The 18,205-nt window shown below is 36.5% G+C and carries 19 protein-coding genes; 14 read left to right on the top strand and 5 right to left on the bottom strand.

Annotation, left to right across the window (positions count from 1 at the left end; genetic code table 11):
• Positions 1 to 38: 38 nt before the first annotated feature.
• Positions 39 to 1,076: a GMP reductase gene (locus tag JNG87_RS05120; protein WP_202842148.1), complete on the bottom strand. Its 1,038-nt coding sequence runs from the start codon at positions 1,074 to 1,076 to the stop codon at positions 39 to 41.
• Between the two features lie 61 nt (positions 1,077 to 1,137).
• Here JNG87_RS05120 and JNG87_RS05115 point away from each other — a divergent pair, with 61 nt between their 5' ends.
• The 3 genes from JNG87_RS05115 to JNG87_RS05105 are packed head-to-tail and all read left to right on the top strand — an operon-like array spanning position 1,138 to position 3,540.
• Positions 1,138 to 1,893, top strand: coding sequence for a prolipoprotein diacylglyceryl transferase (locus JNG87_RS05115; protein ID WP_202842147.1), 756 nt, complete (start codon positions 1,138 to 1,140; stop codon positions 1,891 to 1,893).
• Positions 1,890 to 2,126, top strand: a complete 237-nt coding sequence (locus tag JNG87_RS05110; RefSeq protein WP_202842145.1) for a hypothetical protein — start codon at positions 1,890 to 1,892, stop codon at positions 2,124 to 2,126. The genes JNG87_RS05115 and JNG87_RS05110 overlap by 4 nt, the downstream gene beginning before the upstream one ends.
• Positions 2,127 to 2,136: 10 nt before the next feature.
• Positions 2,137 to 3,540: a radical SAM protein gene (locus JNG87_RS05105; RefSeq protein ID WP_202842143.1), complete on the top strand. Its 1,404-nt coding sequence runs from the start codon at positions 2,137 to 2,139 to the stop codon at positions 3,538 to 3,540.
• 52 nt (positions 3,541 to 3,592) lie between these two features.
• Here JNG87_RS05105 and surE read toward each other — a convergent pair whose 3' ends face one another.
• Both surE and JNG87_RS05095 read right to left on the bottom strand, forming a co-directional pair.
• A complete protein-coding gene (gene surE, locus JNG87_RS05100; protein ID WP_202842141.1) occupies positions 3,593 to 4,381 on the bottom strand; it encodes a 5'/3'-nucleotidase SurE in 789 nt (262 codons plus the stop codon).
• Positions 4,382 to 4,747: 366 nt separating this feature from the next.
• Positions 4,748 to 4,918, bottom strand: a complete 171-nt coding sequence (locus tag JNG87_RS05095) for a lmo0937 family membrane protein (RefSeq protein WP_202842139.1) — start codon at positions 4,916 to 4,918, stop codon at positions 4,748 to 4,750.
• Positions 4,919 to 5,262: 344 nt separating this feature from the next.
• On the opposite strand from JNG87_RS05095, the gene JNG87_RS05090 reads away from it, so the two are divergent.
• Complete coding sequence (locus JNG87_RS05090; protein WP_202842137.1) at positions 5,263 to 7,392, top strand: carboxy terminal-processing peptidase; 2,130 nt, start codon at positions 5,263 to 5,265, stop codon at positions 7,390 to 7,392.
• A 55-nt stretch (positions 7,393 to 7,447) separates the two neighbouring features.
• Here JNG87_RS05090 and JNG87_RS05085 read toward each other — a convergent pair whose 3' ends face one another.
• Positions 7,448 to 7,951 (bottom strand): superoxide dismutase family protein, encoded by a 504-nt coding sequence (locus JNG87_RS05085; RefSeq protein WP_202842135.1) that lies wholly within the window; start codon positions 7,949 to 7,951, stop codon positions 7,448 to 7,450.
• Between the two features lie 238 nt (positions 7,952 to 8,189).
• Between JNG87_RS05085 and JNG87_RS05080 the strand changes: the two genes are divergently transcribed.
• The 10 genes from JNG87_RS05080 to JNG87_RS05035 all read left to right on the top strand — a co-directional run bounded on the left by JNG87_RS05080 (position 8,190) and on the right by JNG87_RS05035 (position 16,771).
• On the top strand, positions 8,190 to 8,837 hold the full coding sequence (locus tag JNG87_RS05080) for a 4'-phosphopantetheinyl transferase family protein (protein ID WP_202842134.1): 648 nt from the start codon (positions 8,190 to 8,192) through the stop codon (positions 8,835 to 8,837).
• A gap of 90 nt (positions 8,838 to 8,927) precedes the next feature.
• The gene (locus JNG87_RS05075) at positions 8,928 to 9,830 is read left to right on the top strand and encodes a GyrI-like domain-containing protein (protein ID WP_202842132.1); all 903 of its coding nucleotides are present in this window, start codon (positions 8,928 to 8,930) and stop codon (positions 9,828 to 9,830) included.
• 93 nt (positions 9,831 to 9,923) lie between these two features.
• The gene (locus JNG87_RS05070; RefSeq protein WP_202842130.1) at positions 9,924 to 12,170 is read left to right on the top strand and encodes a TonB-dependent receptor; all 2,247 of its coding nucleotides are present in this window, start codon (positions 9,924 to 9,926) and stop codon (positions 12,168 to 12,170) included.
• 49 nt (positions 12,171 to 12,219) lie between these two features.
• On the top strand, positions 12,220 to 12,879 hold the full coding sequence (locus tag JNG87_RS05065; RefSeq protein ID WP_202842128.1) for a hypothetical protein: 660 nt from the start codon (positions 12,220 to 12,222) through the stop codon (positions 12,877 to 12,879).
• Between the two features lie 139 nt (positions 12,880 to 13,018).
• Positions 13,019 to 14,332, top strand: a complete 1,314-nt coding sequence (locus tag JNG87_RS05060) for a 2TM domain-containing protein (protein ID WP_202842126.1) — start codon at positions 13,019 to 13,021, stop codon at positions 14,330 to 14,332.
• Between the two features lie 4 nt (positions 14,333 to 14,336).
• On the top strand, positions 14,337 to 14,642 hold the full coding sequence (locus JNG87_RS05055; protein WP_202842124.1) for a 2TM domain-containing protein: 306 nt from the start codon (positions 14,337 to 14,339) through the stop codon (positions 14,640 to 14,642).
• A 33-nt stretch (positions 14,643 to 14,675) separates the two neighbouring features.
• Positions 14,676 to 15,245, top strand: coding sequence for a methyltransferase family protein (locus JNG87_RS05050; RefSeq protein WP_202842122.1), 570 nt, complete (start codon positions 14,676 to 14,678; stop codon positions 15,243 to 15,245).
• A 123-nt stretch (positions 15,246 to 15,368) separates the two neighbouring features.
• Positions 15,369 to 15,665, top strand: coding sequence for a 2TM domain-containing protein (locus tag JNG87_RS05045; RefSeq protein ID WP_202842121.1), 297 nt, complete (start codon positions 15,369 to 15,371; stop codon positions 15,663 to 15,665).
• Between the two features lie 26 nt (positions 15,666 to 15,691).
• Positions 15,692 to 15,967 (top strand): 2TM domain-containing protein, encoded by a 276-nt coding sequence (locus JNG87_RS05040; RefSeq protein WP_202842120.1) that lies wholly within the window; start codon positions 15,692 to 15,694, stop codon positions 15,965 to 15,967.
• A gap of 60 nt (positions 15,968 to 16,027) precedes the next feature.
• Positions 16,028 to 16,771 (top strand): LytR/AlgR family response regulator transcription factor, encoded by a 744-nt coding sequence (locus JNG87_RS05035; protein ID WP_082798753.1) that lies wholly within the window; start codon positions 16,028 to 16,030, stop codon positions 16,769 to 16,771.
• A 91-nt stretch (positions 16,772 to 16,862) separates the two neighbouring features.
• Here JNG87_RS05035 and JNG87_RS05030 read toward each other — a convergent pair whose 3' ends face one another.
• Entirely contained in the window at positions 16,863 to 18,089 is a 1,227-nt protein-coding gene (locus tag JNG87_RS05030; protein ID WP_202842119.1) for a DUF6051 family protein, read from the bottom strand.
• Between the last annotated feature and the right edge of the window lie 116 nt (positions 18,090 to 18,205).

Here is an 18,205-nt window from a genome sequence, read left to right as displayed (position 1 = left end):
ATAAATGATATGCAGCCTTTTTATATTTCTTTGATTTTTTAGTTAAAAACCTGATTTTCCTGCTCCTGAACTCTTATAAAAGTAGTTCTCTTGGAAAGTTCTTTAAGCTTTGAAGCACCTACGTAAGTACAAGTAGATCGTACACCTCCTAAAATATCCTTTACCGTTTCTGAAACAGGACCCTTATAAGCTACTTTTACTGTTTTTCCTTCAGAAGCACGATATTCTGCCACACCTCCGGAATGCTTATCCATGGCTGTTTTAGAACTCATTCCATAGAAAAGGCGATATTTTTTACCGTTTTCTTCAATCATTTCGCCACCACTTTCATCATGTCCGGCAAACATTCCGCCCAGCATGACGAAATCTGCACCGCCACCGAAAGCTTTTGCTACGTCACCGGGAACTTTGCATCCGCCGTCAGCAATAATATGTCCTCCCAAACCGTGTGCAGCATCTGCACATTCAATAATCGCAGAAAGTTGAGGATATCCCACTCCTGTTTTTACTCTGGTCGTACACACAGACCCAGGTCCAATACCTACTTTAATGATATCTGCACCTACCAGAAGAAGTTCTTCTACCATTTCTCCGGTAACCACATTTCCTGCTATAATAATTTTATCCGGAAAATTGGCTCTTGCTTTCTTCACAAATTCAACGAAATGTTCAGAATAGCCATTGGCTACATCGATACATAGAAACTCAATTTTTGGGTGCTTATTGAGAATCTGTTTTATTTTCTCTTCATCAGCTTTTCCGGTTCCGGTACTCAGTGCAATATACTGATGAATACTTTCAGGCTGGCTGTTGAGAAACTTGCTCCATTCCTCAGGAGTATAATGCTTATGAACCGCGGTAATAATTTTCTCCTTGGCCAGTTCCACTGCCATTTCAAAAGTTCCTACCGTATCCATATTGGCTGCAATTACGGGGACTCCTGTCCATCTTTTCCTGGTATGTTTAAAGGTAAATTCTCTCAGTAAATCAACTTCCGAACGGGATTTCAAAGTAGAACGCTTAGGGCGGAACATTACATCCTTGAACCCCAGTTTTATGTCATATTCTATACGCATTTTGTAATTATTTGTCAGAATAAAGGTAGTGAATAATATGAAATAGTGTATTTTTGAAATAATGGATTTTCCTGTAACATTTCATATTTTCGGCAAAACAATCCTTGCGCATCCGCTTTTTGAGGCTGCCGGAATGTTTTTGGGCATGAGATATTATTTTTATCTGAAACGTAAGGCTAAAGAAAAACTTTCTTTCAATACTTCTGCTGCGGTTTTAATTGGTGCTACTGCCGGAGCTTTGATCGGTTCCAAGCTGATCGGTAATCTTGAAAACCCTTATGCATTATTTGAAAATTTTTCCTTCAGAAAGGTCTGGTCAAACAATACTATTGTAGGAGGTCTGGCTTTTGGTTTATTGGGAGTAGAGCTGGCAAAAAAGATTGTACATCATAAAGAAAGTACTGGAGATCTTATTGTTTTCCCTCTGATATTGGCCATGATTATAGGCAGAATAGGATGTTTTCTTACAGGTATTGGTGAAGAGACATATGGTATTCCTACTGATTCTGTTTTTGGAATGCATTTGGGGGACCAATATCTCAGACATCCTGTTGCCTTGTATGAAATAGCCTTTTTACTTCTTCTGTGGATGGGATTAAAGTATATCCAGAATCGTAAAAAATACCCTTCCGGTTTTATTTTTCAGCTGTTTATGCTCAGCTATTTTACATTCAGATTTCTTTTGGATTTTATAAAACCAAGGGTAGAAGTCATTGGAAATATGGGTACGATTCAAATGGTGTGTATCTGTGTAATTATTTACTACATTTATAAAATAAAAAATACCGGATCTTTATATTTAAAAAATTCAAGATGAAAAAATTAACTATTTTAGAAGGCAATCTCAATCTGGCTGGAGTAGTGGTAATGATTATTGGTGCGATTATTATAGCTGCACTGTTCTTTTCCCTCATCGTCGCTTTTATTACAAAACTTATTTATGAAAGGAAAGGAGACCGAAAATTCACCAGAAAACAATTTATCCAGACCATGCTTATATCCCTTCTGATCTGTGGATTAATCAGCGGTTATATTTGCGGAGGACTTTAAAAAATTTGCTATGCCCGTAAGAAATTATACTTATTACGATTATACCATCAGTCTTTGCCCGGAATGTCTTAAAAGGGTAGGTGCCAAAATCATTATTGAGGATGAAGCTGTTTTTATGACCAAAAGATGTCCGGATCATGGATTTTTTAAAACAAAAATAGCTTCTGACGTACAGTATTATAAAAATATAAGAAACTATAATAAAGCCTCTGAAATGCCCTTTCATTTCGGAACCGATGTGGAATATGGATGTCCCTATGATTGTGGACTATGTGTAGATCATGAACAGCATAGCTGTCTTTCTATCGTAGAAGTTACAGATCGTTGTAATCTGACCTGTCCAACCTGCTATGCAATGTCCTCACCCCATTATGGAAGTCACAGAAGCCTGGAAGAAATTGAGGCTATGTTTGATGTTATTGTAAAAAATGAAGGGGAACCGGACGTGGTGCAGATCAGTGGAGGAGAACCTACAATCCATCCGGAATTTTTCAAAATTATGGATATTGCCAAATCAAAACCGATCAAACATCTGATGCTGAACACCAACGGAATCAGAATAGCCAATGATCCGGGATTTGCTGAACGATTGGCGACCTATGCTCCCGAGTTTGAAATTTACCTTCAGTTTGATTCATTTAAACCTGATGTCCTGGAAGATTTCAGAGGGAAAGATCTTACCGCTGTCAGAATGAAAGCACTGGAAAAACTCAATGAACTTAACCTTTCTACGACATTGGTGGTTGTTCTTCAAAAAGATAAAAATATTGATGAAATAGGAAAAATTATAGAATTTGCCCTGAAACAGAAATGCGTAAGAGGAATCACCTTCCAGCCGGTTGAAATTGCCGGAAGAAACCGGGAAGATTCTGCTCATGAAAAAATTACCTTAACTGAAGTAAGACAGGAAATTATCAATCAGTTTCCGTTATTAAATTCTGATGATATTATTCCCGTTCCATGTAATCCGGATGCGCTGGCTATGGGATATATCTTGAAACTGCAGGGCGAAACAATCCCTTTAACCCGGTATATCAATCCTGCAGATCTTCTGAATAATGAATCAAGGAATACCATTGTTTATGAACAGGATAAAGGATTGCATATGCAGCTGCTGGATATTTTCAGCACCGGAATTTCCGTAGATAAAGTTCAGCCTAAAGTCAATCAGTTACTGTGCTGCCTGCCGGATGTTTGTGCTCCGGATCTCGACTATGATAACCTTTTCAGAATAATTATCATGAACTTTATGGATGCTCATGATTTTGATGTAAGAGCGGTGAAGAAGTCGTGCGTACATATTGTCAATAAAGACCTGAAATTAATTCCTTTTGAAACCATGAACCTCTTTTACAGAGATGAAAAAAAGGCTTATCTTGAAGAACTCAGGAAAGAAGATAAAGTATTATTTTAACAATATAAAAACAAAGCGTGAAATGAAATTTCACGCTTTTATTATTTCCTTGTTATTTTACTTCTTTTACATCTTCAAAAGTCATTACTTTCTCCAATGTTTTCATATATTCATAGGCAGTAAGATCAAACTTTACCGGAACAATAGAAATATATCCATTGGCCAATGCTGTTTCATCAGCATCTTCAGAATCATCCATATTGTTGAAATAACCTGTCAGCCAGTAATATTTTTTACCATGAGGATTTACTCTCTCATCAAAGCTTTCTTCCCATTTGGCATTGGCCTGTTTACAGACTTTTACTCCTTTAATCTCTTCCGCCGGAAGTTTAGGAATATTTACGTTCAGTACAACTCCTTTTGGCATTGGGTTTTCCAATGTTCTTCTTACAATATTCTGAATAAATTCTTTAGCCTGAGTGAAATCTGCTTCCCAGCTGAAATCCAGTAATGAGAATCCAATGGCAGGAATTCCTTCTACACCTGCTTCTACTGCAGCCGACATGGTCCCTGAATAGATTACATTGATAGAAGAATTTGCCCCGTGATTGATTCCTGAAACCACAATATCGGGTCTTCTGGTCAGGATTTTATCAAGAGCCATTTTTACACAGTCAACAGGAGTTCCGCTACAGGAAAAATCTGTCTGAGGGCCATCCAGAGTAACTTCTTCGTAGCTTAGGGTAGAATTAATGGTAATAGCGTGGCCTTTTCCACTTTGAGGAGAATTGGGGGCAACAACCACTACTTCTCCGATTTCATTCATAAAATTTACAAGATTTCTGATACCAGGAGCTGTAATTCCGTCGTCATTAGTCACCAGAATAAGTGGTCTTTCCATAAATTATCTTTAATTTTTTATTTAAACAGAGTGAGTTTGTTCATTTTCAGAATTGAACAAATAGATTTTCAACACATCAAATGTAGGTAAAAATCAGACGCCATAAAATACCAGATTGGGATTGGCTGTTGTGAAATAGAAATAAAATCCTTCTGCTTTTGCTTCAGAGAGTGAAGATCAATGCACCAATAAAGACAGATGCCAGAAGCAGAATATCTGACTAAAATAAAGGAATTTTAATATGAATTTTAGTTCATCAAACTCAGAATTTTACAGGTGCCTCCCATGAAAATCTCTTGTTATCCTGTGAAGAACACCTGTAAAGCCTGATAATTTTAATGTTAAGTGGTCGTACAAAATAATAAACTAGTCGAGAGGTTTTCTACCGGAAATGATATTATAAAGAATAACAATAATAGCAATAACCAGTAAAATGTGAATTAAATAACCTGTGCTCATTCCGGGAACGACTCCTAGCATTCCCAATAGCCAAACAACGATGCAGATGACTGCTACTAACCATAATAAACTTTTCATGACTTAATATTTTGAATTTGTATGGTTAATTCTCTGCATATTTTATGCCTTTATGGCTAAAAATTGATTTTTGTGGTATGTGTTTTCTGTTTTTAGATTAAAAATTAAAAATTTAGGTGTGTTTGAAAAAAAGGGTTGATCTGTATCACTTTATAACGAAACTGTCTGATAATAGGAAATGGCTCATACTGTCCTGATTATTTGTAAATCTCTTTAAATAAAAATGATCAAAACTGTCGATATTTGTAAATAAGGTATTAAATTTGATCATTTGTAACAGTACCAAACTTACTGCTACTAATTATTATACTTATTTTAAAAAAATTAATAAATAAAGACAGTTTATGTGGAAAAATTTCAAACTGAATAAATTTTTACTCCTGATTCCATTAACCAGTCTAATGTTTTGTTTCAACTCGCCACAGAATGACGATGAAAAGATGCAGACGATAATGGTGAGCGTAAAAAACACACTTTCTTATCTGCATTATAGCCCGAAATCTATCAATGATGCCTATTCGAAGGACGTTTATAAGCATTATTTCGAATTGGTAGATCCAGCGAAAAGATATTTTCTGCAATCTGATATGGATGAATTCAGCAAGCATGAAACAAAGCTTGATGACTATATCGGACAAGGTGATCTTACATTCTATAAGCTTACGATTGACAGGCTATACCAGAGAGTAGATGAGATTGATAAAATCACACAGGATATCTTCAGCAAGCCCATCAATCTTCAGGAAGATGAAACGCTTACTCTTGAGCCCAAATTAAAAAAAGTACCTGCCAACAAACAGGAACAGTATAATGAGTGGAAAAAATTCATCAAATACAACATCCTTCAGGAAGTTGAGTCGATGAACAGCAAAGAAGAAGCTCAGAAAGAAAAGAAAGACTCTGTTCAGAAATACAAACTGAAAGATACGATCAAGTTTAAGCCACTTACTCAGGACGAGAAGATCAAAAAAGCGACTGATGAGGTAAAAGACCTTGTAAAAGATACTTTCACGAGATTCAAAAAGAGAAAGAAAATGGATTGGTTTACCGTGTATATGAATGCGTATACTGAAGTATTTGATCCGCACACCAACTATTATTCTCCAAAAGATAAAGAAGATTTTGATACCCAGTTCACAGGAAAAGTAATTGGTATCGGAGCGCTGATCCAGGAGAAAAAAGGGAATCTTTACTTGGGAGCGCTTACCATCGGTGCACCGGCATGGAAATCTAAACAACTTTCAGAAGGAGATAAAATCCTGAAAGTAAGATCAAAACCGAAAGAAGATGCTGTAAATGTGGTAGGAATGCTTTCTGATGAAGCGGTAAGATTAATCAGAGGTGAAAAAGGAACTCCGGTAACCTTAACTGTTCAGAAAAAAGATGGTACTATTAAAGATGTAACCATGATCCGTGAAGAGGTTGCTATCGAAGATACATTTGCAAGAAGTATTGTAGTGAATGCTCCAAATGGTAAGAAATACGGTTTCATCAACCTGCCAAGCTTTAATGCTGACTTTGAAAATGCCAAAGGAAGAAATGCTTCTGATGACATCAAAAATGAGATTATTAAGCTTAAAGCCCAGAATATTGAAGGAATTATTCTTGACCTTAGAAATAATGGCGGAGGTTCTTTAACTGAAGTAGGCGATATTATGGGACTTTTCATGGAGGCCGGGCCTTATGTTCAGGTGAAAGACGGAAATGGAAAAATACAGACGCTTAAAAATAAAAATGAAACTCCTATCTGGACTGGTCCGCTTGTCATTATGCAAAATGAACTTTCCGCTTCCGCTTCAGAAATCCTTGCTGGTGTAATGCAGGATTATGGAAGAGCAATGATCATCGGATCTCCGCAGTCTTTCGGAAAAGGAACCGTGCAGACTTTTGTGGATCTGAACAGATTCCTGAACACAGAAGATGATTTCGGATCTTTAAAACTGACGATCCAGAAATTCTATAGAATAACGGGAGAATCTACCCAGAGAAAAGGTATCGTTTCTGATATTCAGATGAAGGATTTCTTTACGTATGCTGAAGTAGGAGAGCGATATGATGATTATGCATTGGCCTGGGACAAAATTTCGCCTACAAAATTCCAGAAACTGAATTATTTCAATATCCAGGCTCTGGAGAAGGCAAGTGCAGACAGAATGGCTAAAAACAGCAATTATCAGTTGCTATTAGAATCTGCTCAGTGGAGAGAAAAACTGGATAAAGAAGAAAATATCACATTGAATATTACAAAATTCAATGAGCTGATGAAGAACAGAAAATCTCAGATTGAAAAGTTCAAGGCTTTGACAAAATTTGAAAACGGTCTTCAGTTCATCATGTATCCAAGTGAAATTGAAAGAGAGAAAAAAGACGAAGCTTTCAAGAAAAAATCTGAAATGTGGATCAAGAATCTGAAAAAAGATCTTTACCTGCAGGAAGCAATGAATATTGTATCAGACATGGGAGCTAAATCCTAAACATAAAAAAACCGCTAATTAAAAGATTAGCGGTTTTTTTATTGAATAAAGTTGATTACTTAATTTCTATACATCCCACTCTTCCTCCTGCATTTCCGGTAGGCTGAGTATGGAAATCATCTGCAGCAGCGTGTACAATAAGACCTTTTCCGATAATGTTCTTAGACTCGTCTGTACAGCCCAGACACCATTTGTCTGTCTTGAAAGTCAATGTCGCTGTTCCGTTCTGATCAGCAACCAGGTTTCCTATATCTCCCATATGGAAATGTTCGGCACCCCATTTACCATGATCATTCTTCGAAGGATTCCAGTGGCCGCCAGTAGACGTTCCGTCTGCAGCTGAGCAGTCTCCTTTTTCATGAATGTGTACGGCATGGATTCCAGGAGTAAGGTTGGTGATGTCAAGCTTCATTGTTACTTCATTTCCATTTTGAGTAAACTTCGCTGTTCCTCCTGTCTGTGTTCCGCTTTTGGCATTTACAGAATAGGTTTTTGTGGTTCCGCATGAAACGGCAAAAACTGCAAATCCCGCCAATAATGCTAATGTTTGTACTTTCATTTTTTAAATGATTTATAGTGATTTTACGATAAATTTAAAAAAGATTTTCCAAAGCGCTTTATGATCTCACTCTTTTTTGAAAAACTTAGTTTAAATGATTGCTTTAATACAGGCTGTTGTAACCTTAAATTCCGAAACTTAGCTCTGAGGCTTACTGATTTAAAACGAGGTAGAAAAAAGCTTATTTTAGTAGCTGGGAAGCAGTGTATAATCTGATCCTTGGAGAAAGAAAAGAAAAATGATTATTCTGTATACATTCATTAGCGAAGAAAAACATCAGTCACGTTTAGACCGATACCTGCCTGCTTTTTCTCAGGAGGTTAATCAGAATATCCTGCGATACAGAAGATGGCAGGATGTGCAGCTTTCTTTACTGGGAAAGGTGCTTTTACAATATGGTTTAAAAACGTATTATAATATTTCTGATGTAGAAACAGGAGTTCTTCCCAATAAAAAGCCTTACTTAAAAGACCATCATCTTCATTTTAATATATCGCATTCCAAAGAGCTTGCGGTCTGTGCTATTGCAGAATATCCTTTGGGAATAGATGTTGAATTCAGAGATCCGAAGATCACTTATCAGGATTTTATATTTCAGATGACGGCCAAAGAGCTTCAGGAAATTCATGATGCTGAGGATAAAACGGAAGAATTCTTCACTTATTGGGCAAGAAAGGAAGCTGTAATAAAGGCTCATGGAGCAGGGATGATGCTTCCGCTGGATTCTTTTGAAGTGATCAATAACGAATGCAGGATTGAAAAAGAAAAGTTTTTTACCAGAGAAATTTTTATTCATGAAGAGTATCAGGGATATATTGCATCTTCAGATCAGAAAATTAAAGAAGATGTTCTTTTATTTAAACGTTTTGAAGAAGATATCTCGTGACAAAAAAGCGAAATGACCTCCAGACAATAGCAATAAAAGACAACAGACTTTCATTCCGGAAAAATATCTTTGTAAACTAATAATTTTGAAGTGGAAGAGTATAAAAAACGGATTGTAAGAACAATTCAATATATTGATAACCATATTGATGCGGAGCTGTCTCTGGAAAAAGTTTCAGAGGTAAGTGATTATTCTCCGTTTCATTTTCACAGAATATTTAAGCTGGTTACGGGAGAAACCCTTCAGAATTATATTATCAGAAAGAAAATAGAGAAAAGTGCTCTCTATTTAGCGGTACATAAAAATATGGAGATCAAGGAGATCTATTGGGATCTTGGTTTCTCCAATCATTCTGTTTTCTGCAAAACATTCAAAAAATATTACGGTCTCGCGCCCACAGAATTTCGCAGATCAGCACCGGAAAAATTTCACAGGATTTTACAAACACAAAGCAAGAACGGACAAGTTGATACGGTTTTCAGCCAATACATTTGCAATATTGAAAACCTGTTAAACTGGACTAAAATGAATTTAAAAATCGAAGTAAAAGAAATGCCGGAAATGAATCTGGCTTCCGTTATGAGCCTTGGAATGGGCAACGTAGAACCTTCTTTTAATGTCCTGATAGACTGGGCAAAAAAGAAAAACCTGTTTCCACGGCAACATCTTAAAATGATTTCTGTTTATCACGACAGCTGTAAAATCACACCTCCCGATAAAGTCAGGATTCACGCCTGCATGCTTTTGGATGAAAAACTTCAGCAGCAGGAGGGAGAAGTATTTTCAGAAACGTTAGAAGGCGGAAAGTACATTGTAGGAAGCGGAGAGGTGACATTGGATGATTTTGAACAATGTTGGGTTTCTTTGTTCTTATGGATGAATGAAAACAATTACACCATGAGAAGAACCTTCCCTTATGAAATCTATCATTCCAATTTTAAAGAACATCCGGAAGGAAAAATGATCGTGGATTTTTGCATTCCGGTTCATTAATTACCATTCGGGAGCAAAAGAATGCCTTTCAGTAATAATTTTTTTACAGAAAGGCATTTCTCATGCTATTTTTGATTCCAGAAAACAATAAAAATGAAAACACAAGGACAAAACATACTGTTTCTGATTCTTCTTCTCACTTCCATTATGGGATATTCCCAGGTGAAAATATCGGGGAAAGTATCCTTCAAAAACAAAGGAGTCGCCGAAATAAATGTAACACTGAAAGACACCTATGATGGGACTACAACAGATGCCCAGGGTAATTTTACCTTTGAAACTTCAGAAAAAGGAGCTCATACAATTACTTTTACCCACCCGAAATATGAAAATGTGGAAAGATCAGTTTCTATTGAAAGTCAGGATATTACCTTGAATATTGATCTTAAAGAACAGATCAGTGAGATTGATGCAGTGGTGGTTTCTGCAGGATCTATTGAAGCCAGCGATAAGAAAAGAGCAACAGCATTACTCACTCCCATTGATATTTATACCACAGCAGGAGCAGACGGACAGATTTCTTCGGCATTGACTTATCTTCCTGGAGTTCAAAAAGTAGGAGGAACGGAAGGTTTGTTCATCCGTGGAGGAACAGGAACCGAATCTAAAATCTTTATGGACGGAAGTCTTATCAACAATTATTTTTCCAATTCAGTTCCGGGAATTGCGGGAAGAGATCAGTTCAATACTTCGCTTTTTAAAGGAAATATCTTCTCAAGTGGTGGTTATTCGGCGTTGTACGGCCAGGCCCTTTCGGGAGCTTTAATGCTGGAAAGTGTGGATCTTCCGGATGAAACTTCTTATAATATTGGGATTTCACCTATTTTCCTGAATGCCGGTTTTCAGAAGTTATCAGATAATAAAAACTATTCTTACGGAGCTACAGCAGGATATTCTCTGCTAAGCCTGATGCAGAAAGTTTTTAATTTTAATACAGATTTTGTTGAAGCTCCGCAAGGTCTCAACGGAGATCTGAATTTCAGATTTAAAACAAAATCAGGAGGCTTTTTCAAATATTACGGAATGTTCAATTCCAATAAAATGGGAGTAAAGTCGGAAAGCCTTGAACCTGGATCCGATTTCAGCCTTGTAAAACTTAATGGTAAAAACACTTTTCACAACCTTTCTTTTAAACAAAAATTCGGAAAATATCTGCTTAATGTGGGCGGTTCTTATTCCTACAACAGATCGGATCTTCATTTTTCTACAGAAACCAATGATGTTGAATCCAACAGAAGCCAGCTTCTCACTGATGGGAATTATCTGAATTTCAAAGCTGTTCTTGAAAGAAAGATAAACAGAATCAGTGCCGTAAGAGGAGGAATTGAACTGAATAATACCGATGAAAATCTGAATTTTGAAGCTGTGCAGAAACATTATAAAGACCTGATCTCTTCTGCTTTCGTGGAAACAGACCTTGGCTTCAGCAATGCATTGTCAGCAAAAATAGGGGTGAGAGCAGAGCATTCTTCTTTTTTAGGAAAGGATAATATTGCGCCTCGTTTTGCGATTGCCTACCGTCTTGCAAAAGACTGGACCACTTCATTAGCTTACGGAATTTTTTATCAGAATCCTGAAAGTAAATACATCAATTGGCCTGCCAATCTTGGTTTTCAGAAATCACAGCATTATATTTTCCAGGTTCAGAGAGCTTCAGAAGGCAGAACTTTACGTTTTGAGGCATTTTACAAGAAATACGACCAACTGATTAAGACGTTCAATATTACCCAGGACAAAGAGCAAAATCAGCAGATTCAGACCGCTTTAAATAATGATGGCTACGGATATGCAAAAGGACTGGAGTTTTTCTGGAGAGATAATAAAAAGACATTTGAAAATATTGATTACTGGATCAGCTACTCTTATCTGGATTCAAAGAGGGATTTCCTGAATTATCCGGTAAGCCTGCAGCCGAGTTTTGCAGCAGAACATACCTTTTCAGCCGTTGCAAAAAGATTTATTCCGGAATGGAAACTTGGAGTCAATCTATCATATACTTACGCCAAAGGACGGCCTTATTATGACATTGCCTCTACATTTAAAGATGGAAAAGCTGTAAATTTTATCCGGAATGAAGGAAGACTTAAGGATTACAACGCATTGAATTTCAGTGTTAATTATCTTCCGAATATCGGTAAAAAAGATGCGAAAGCCTTTCCTGTATTTGTATTGAGCATCAGCAATATTTTAGGATCAAAGAATGTATATGGCTATAATTTTTCAGCCAATGGTTCCAGAAGCTCTGCTATTGTTCCGCCAGTCAATACTTTTGTTTTCATAGGAGCATTTATAAGTTTTGGAGTAGATAAAACAGATGATGCCATCAATAATAATTTATAAAAAACATATCTTAGAACACACAATAAACTAACTTTTAAAATTTAATATCATGAAAAAATACCTTTTAAGTTTTGCTTTAGCTTTCGTGAGCTTAACGGCTTTTGCACAGGCAGATTACGATAAAATAATGTCTGAGAAAATTGCGAAAATTGAAACCTGTAAAACCCCGGAAGATTTCCAGGCTCTTGCAAATGATTTCCAGAGAATAGGAAGCAAGGAAAGCTCAAAGTGGTTACCTGCTTACTATGCAGCATTTTCTTATATCCAAAAAGGAAGAACCCTGATGAGGGACGGAAAAATGCAGGAACTGGATGGTATTGCAGATCAGGCAGAGAAAAGTCTTTCATTGGCTCAGAACCTTGCAGGAGCAGATAATGCGGAAATTCATCTGTTGAAAAAAATGTCTTATTCCCTGAGAATGATGGTGAATCCTGCCCAGCGTTATATGACAGACGGGGCAAGAGCTGCTGAGGAACTTAATATTGCAGAAAAATTAGACCCGGCAAACCCAAGAATTGCATTGATCAAAGCAGAAGATGTCTATTTTACTCCTGAACAGTATGGAGGAAGCAAAACCAAAGGATTGGAACTATTTAAAGATGCTCAGGCAAAATTTACAACATATAAGCCTAAAACAGCTTTAGATCCTAACTGGGGAAGAGGAGAAGCCGATTATTTCCTAAGCTTACCGGCAGAAAAAGCAAAGTAGTTTTCTTTGTATTTCAAATCAATCGACCTTCATTCGTGAAGGTTTTTTTATACCATTCGGAAAGAAAAATCAGCCCTTCGGTAACAATTAATTTTTGATACCTTTAATAAAAACTAATTTTGAGTCAAGAAAACAGATCATGAAACGGAAAAACTTTATCGTACTATTCTGGGTATCACTTGCTGTCTCCATGTTTTTCTTTTTTGTCTTTACAGAAGAGAAGAATCTTGAAAACTTTTTATATACCCTGCTTATCTCTTTTATTTATTCTTTTGTATTGGGAGGAGGAAACGGGCTATTGAACAGTTTTCTGAATAAAAAAGTCCCATGGTCTGAGGCTACAACCAAAAGAGCGGTTATCAGTATTATTTCAATTATTGTCGCCAATTTTGTACTGGTCTATTTCTGCAATTATGTCAATTTTGTACTTATTCAAAAAGCAGCTACTACAGAAGAGTTTTTCCTTGGAAAATATAATTTCCTTAATTGGTTTACCATCAATATAGCATTGTTGATATCCGCTTTCCTTCATGCCAGAAGTTTCATGGAAGAGCTGAAGAAAACTTCCCGAAAAGAAGTGGTGGAACAGAAGCTTATCGCCAAATCCGCCAATGCCCAGTTTGAAAGTTTAAAGAACCAGCTGGATCCGCATTTCCTTTTCAATTCCCTGAATGTTTTAAGCTCTCTGATTGATGAAAATCCCCGACAGGCACAAAAGTTTACTGCTTCAATGTCAAAGATTTACCGATATGTACTTGAACAAAAAGATAAAGAACTGGTAACAGTAGAAGACGAGATAGAATTTGCAAAAACCTATTGTGAACTTTTGAAAACAAGGTTTGAAGACAGTGTAGATTTTACCTTTGATGTCGCTAAAGAGGATTACCAAAAATATGTAGTTCCACTGGCTTTGCAGCTCTTGCTGGAAAATTGTATCAAACACAATTTTGCAACGTCATCAAAACCTTTGGTCATCAGAATTTTTTCAGACGGAAATACCCTTTGTATTGAAAATAATCTTCAGGTAAGGGAGCAGATCAAAGAAAGCTCAGGCATTGGTCTGGCTAATATTGTACAGCGTTATTCCCTTATTACGGAGCGAAATGTCTTCATTGAAAAATCCGAAGACCATTTTAAAGTAAAACTTCCGATGCTGATGGCTAAACCGCATATTTCTACATCAAAACCTGAAGATGATTCTGCTGCTTACCAAAGGGCACAAAAGAGAGTAAAAGAGATTAAGAGTTTTTATATGAACCTTATTTCTTACTGTACCGTAAGCGCCTTTTTAATCTTTATTAATCTTTTTACAAGCAGCAGAAATCACTGGTTCTGGTTTCCCGTACTGGGATGGGGAATAGGCGTTGCATCCCATGCATTTCAGGTGTTTGGAGTAGGAGAATCATGGCAGGAAAAGAAGATTCGTGAAATTATGAACAAACAAAAAAAATAACACCATGGGAAGATTTGACGAAAACAATATTGAATATCAACGTGCAAGAAGACAGGTAGAGAGACTGCGTGGATTTTACGGACATGTATTCGCTTATATCGCAGTGAATGCTCTGATTGTTGTCTATAATTGTATGCACCTGAAGCCTGGTGAAAGCTATTTTCAGTTTAAAAATTTTTTTACGGCAACTTTCTGGGGAATAGGGCTTGCAGCTCACGCGGTGACCGTTTTTCTGCCGCAGGTTAATTTTATCAGGAAATGGGAAGATAAGAAGATCAAGGAACTGATGGATAAACAGAAAGATCACTAAATAGGAAATTTTAATCTAAAAAAATTCTTTACAATGAATACCTTATCAACGCTGTTCTACATTTCAATGGCTGCCTGGTTTCTCACGGAATTCCTTTACAAGAACATGCTGAAGTCCGGCAAAAAAGATCAAAAGAACAAGGATAAATCAACTTTGAATATCCTATGGCTGGCCATTCCTTTTTCCATTGCAAGTGCAGTATTTGTGTCTTATCAGACTCATTTTCCAATGGCTGATGGCGTCTGGATACTTTATCTGGGCGAGCTTTTTATTCTTGCTGGGATTATTGTCAGATACATGATCATCAGGTCATTGGGAAAATATTTTACGGTAGATGTAACCATCAGACAGGATCATAAAATCAAAAAAGAAGGATTTTATAAGTATCTGAGGCATCCTTCCTATGCTTTTTCCCTGCTGACTTCTCTTGGCCTCGGTTTGTATTTAAATAACTGGCTTTCATTGATTTTTGCTTTTGTTCCTCCGTTTTTAGCCTTTGCTTACAGGATTAAGATTGAAGAACAGACTCTGATAGAGCAGTTTGGGGATGAATATATTGAATACAGAAAAAGCACCAAAAAATTGATCCCTTTTATTTATTAATGACAGGTTTTTACAGTTCAGACAGCATAATCTACCATTCGGGCACATAAAATTGATTCATGGCACTTTTCTGAGCTACCTTTGATTCAAGAAAAAACAAATTAACCTTTAAAACAAATCATTATGGAAATTTTACCTGACAAAGAAACAATAGCTTACAGAAAAGCTTCAAGAAGAGTGAAAGACCTGAAAGAATTTTATGGAAACCTTACCTCGTACTGTATCATTATTCCTTTTTTAGCAATACTGAACATTGTAACTGCTCCCGGATATTTATGGTTTCTATGGCCTGCACTGGGATGGGGAGTAGGAATTGCATTTCATGCCATAAGCGTATTCGGGATTGGTAAAAGCTGGGAAGAAAGAAAAATCAGAGAACTGATGGAGAAGGATGAAAAACAGAAAATAAAAACATTATAAACAATAACATAAAAACTTATAACATCATGGATTACGATACTGCCCACACAAGAACCAACAATATCAGAAAATTCTATAAAAGCCTTTTTATATTTGCCCTATTTGCTGTTCTGATCATTCCTGATGATATTTTTGGCGAAAAGATGATTAGCTTTAATTGGTTTGACAGATATACCATCCTTGGAATCTGGGGATTTATAATTCTGGTAAAAGCTGCAAAACTATTTCTCTTTGATTCCGAATGGGAAAAGGACATGATTGAAAAAGAACTCAGAAAAGAGAAAAAAACGATAAATTATTAAAATCTGTCCACTTTTATATAAATTTATTTCCTAAAATCTGAAAACTAAAACTTAAACTCAATGATCAAAACTGTCATTATAGAAGATGAAAAACCTGCTTCAAGGAAGTTGGAGAGAATGCTGAATAACTTTCCTGAAATAGAGATCGTTGCCAAAATAGAATCGGTGGAAGAAGGTGTTGCCTGGTTTTCTGAAAACGAACATCCGCAGCTGATCTTTTCAGATATTGTTTTGGGGGACGGACTGTCTTTTGATATCTTTGAAAAAGCACCAACCAAAGGTTTCATTATCTATACAACAGCATTTGACCAATATACCCTGAAAGCCTTTAAGCTGAACAGTATTGATTATCTTTTGAAACCTATTCTTGATGAAGATCTGGAAGGAGCAGTGGAGAAATTTAAATCTTTCATTCCTGCCAGCGATACCAATGGTTCTCAGGATATCAAACAGTTAATCCGAAAAGAAAAGTCTACGCTTTCCAGAGTTCTGGTGAAAATAGGATACAACCTTAAGATTATTCAGACTCAGGAAATAAGCTGCTTTTTCAGTGAGAATAAAATCGTTTATCTTCAGACGGAAGACCGTACCTATCCATCAGATTTTACACTTGATGAGCTGGAAGATGTACTCGATGAGAAAAAGTTTTTCCGGGTGAACAGACAGTTTATTATCAGTTCGGATTATATCAAAAACATCCATACTTCGCCTTACTATAAGGTGGACCTTGAGTTTCAGCCTGAAGAAGAAATAACGGTCAGCAGAGACCGTGTGAAAGATTTTAAAGACTGGTTGGTCAGTTGATAAAGATTAACTTAAAAACAAACACCATGGATCTTATTCTATTTATTTTTAAACTATTTCTCTCTCTATTTTATCCCTGAAAAATTAATCATCAGGCATTATAGAAATCACTGGCAGATTGTACAAACTGGTGGAATGCGTCGGTAACTTCTTTTGAATGCTTGTGGGTAAGCGGAAATGGAACCATATGGGAATATTCAAAGGGGAAATCTTTGATTTCAATATCTACATTGATGTTCCTGTAGCCACCCTGCAGCGTATTGAGTGCTTCTATCGGAGGAGCTACACTGTCTTTCTCTAATACATAAGCCTTGATCTGAGATTGGATTTCCTGAATTCTTTCCTCTCTTTCCTTCTGGAAATAATTGTAGCGGAGCATTTTTTTGAACCAGCTTTCCTGTGGATGCAATGCTTCATTCTGATAATGTTTCAGACGTGAATCTGACTTAAAATCAGAGCTCAGCAATTCCGTAAAAACAGATTGCATTTTAACTGTTGCCTGAGTATCCATGATGTATTTGGATATAGGAAACATCCTGTCGATCGTCATTCCTCCACAAAAACAAAATACTTTTGATCGGGTAAAATAATGATGAGGATCAGCCATTTTGATAATTAAAGCAAGAAATGATCCTATAGAATACCCAAATAAATCCAGATCTGCTTCTGGAGAAATACCCTTTATTTTACCCTTTTTAATATCTTTTACCACTTCTGTAATATCAGAATAGGTCTGTAGCCCGGACCAGAATATTCTTTGCGGATGCGCTTCCAGTCTGGAACTTATCGCAGCATTTACATAGGAATAATTCATGTTTTCCGGATACTTTTTTTTCCTGAAATTAACCACTTCCATCATGTGACGGCGGTCACTCCAGATAGGTTCTGCTCGATCCATATGAAACGCAATAGGGAACAGTATGATGGCCTTTTGTGTTTTTTGGGCCAATTCATACGCCCATGGCAAATATTTATCCCATTTCTTTTCATTCAGTCCATGGAAAAAAAACAAAGCTCCTTCGGCTGTTTCTATATCTGCCCGCTTCAGGATATGATATTCAAATCTTTTATTGCATTCAATATCAAAATCTTTGATGTCTACAGCAGGTTGGTTGTATAAGAGATAACCATTTTTGTTGATTTCTAGGGTTTGCTGATGTTTGTTGCACTGTTGTTTCTCTGAGCCATAAAGCAGATCACATACCTTGGATTCAAAAGGAATTGATTCAATGCTTACATTCAGTTCCTGAAGTTCAGCCCTGTCTTTTTCGGAATCAAAATGATTTTTCAAAACTTCATACAATTCATAATATTCCATAGCAAGACGATTGAAGGGTTTATATTTAGAACCATCAAGTTAGAGAATTATTGCGGTAATGAATTGATTTTTAAGGTTTAAATATATTCCAGGCATAAGAGAAATACAATAAACCC

The organism is Chryseobacterium cucumeris, assembly GCF_016775705.1.
Classification (GTDB): domain Bacteria; phylum Bacteroidota; class Bacteroidia; order Flavobacteriales; family Weeksellaceae; genus Chryseobacterium; species Chryseobacterium cupriresistens.
Note: the sequence above shows the minus strand (reverse complement) of the source record. Positions and strands in the feature narration are given on the sequence as shown.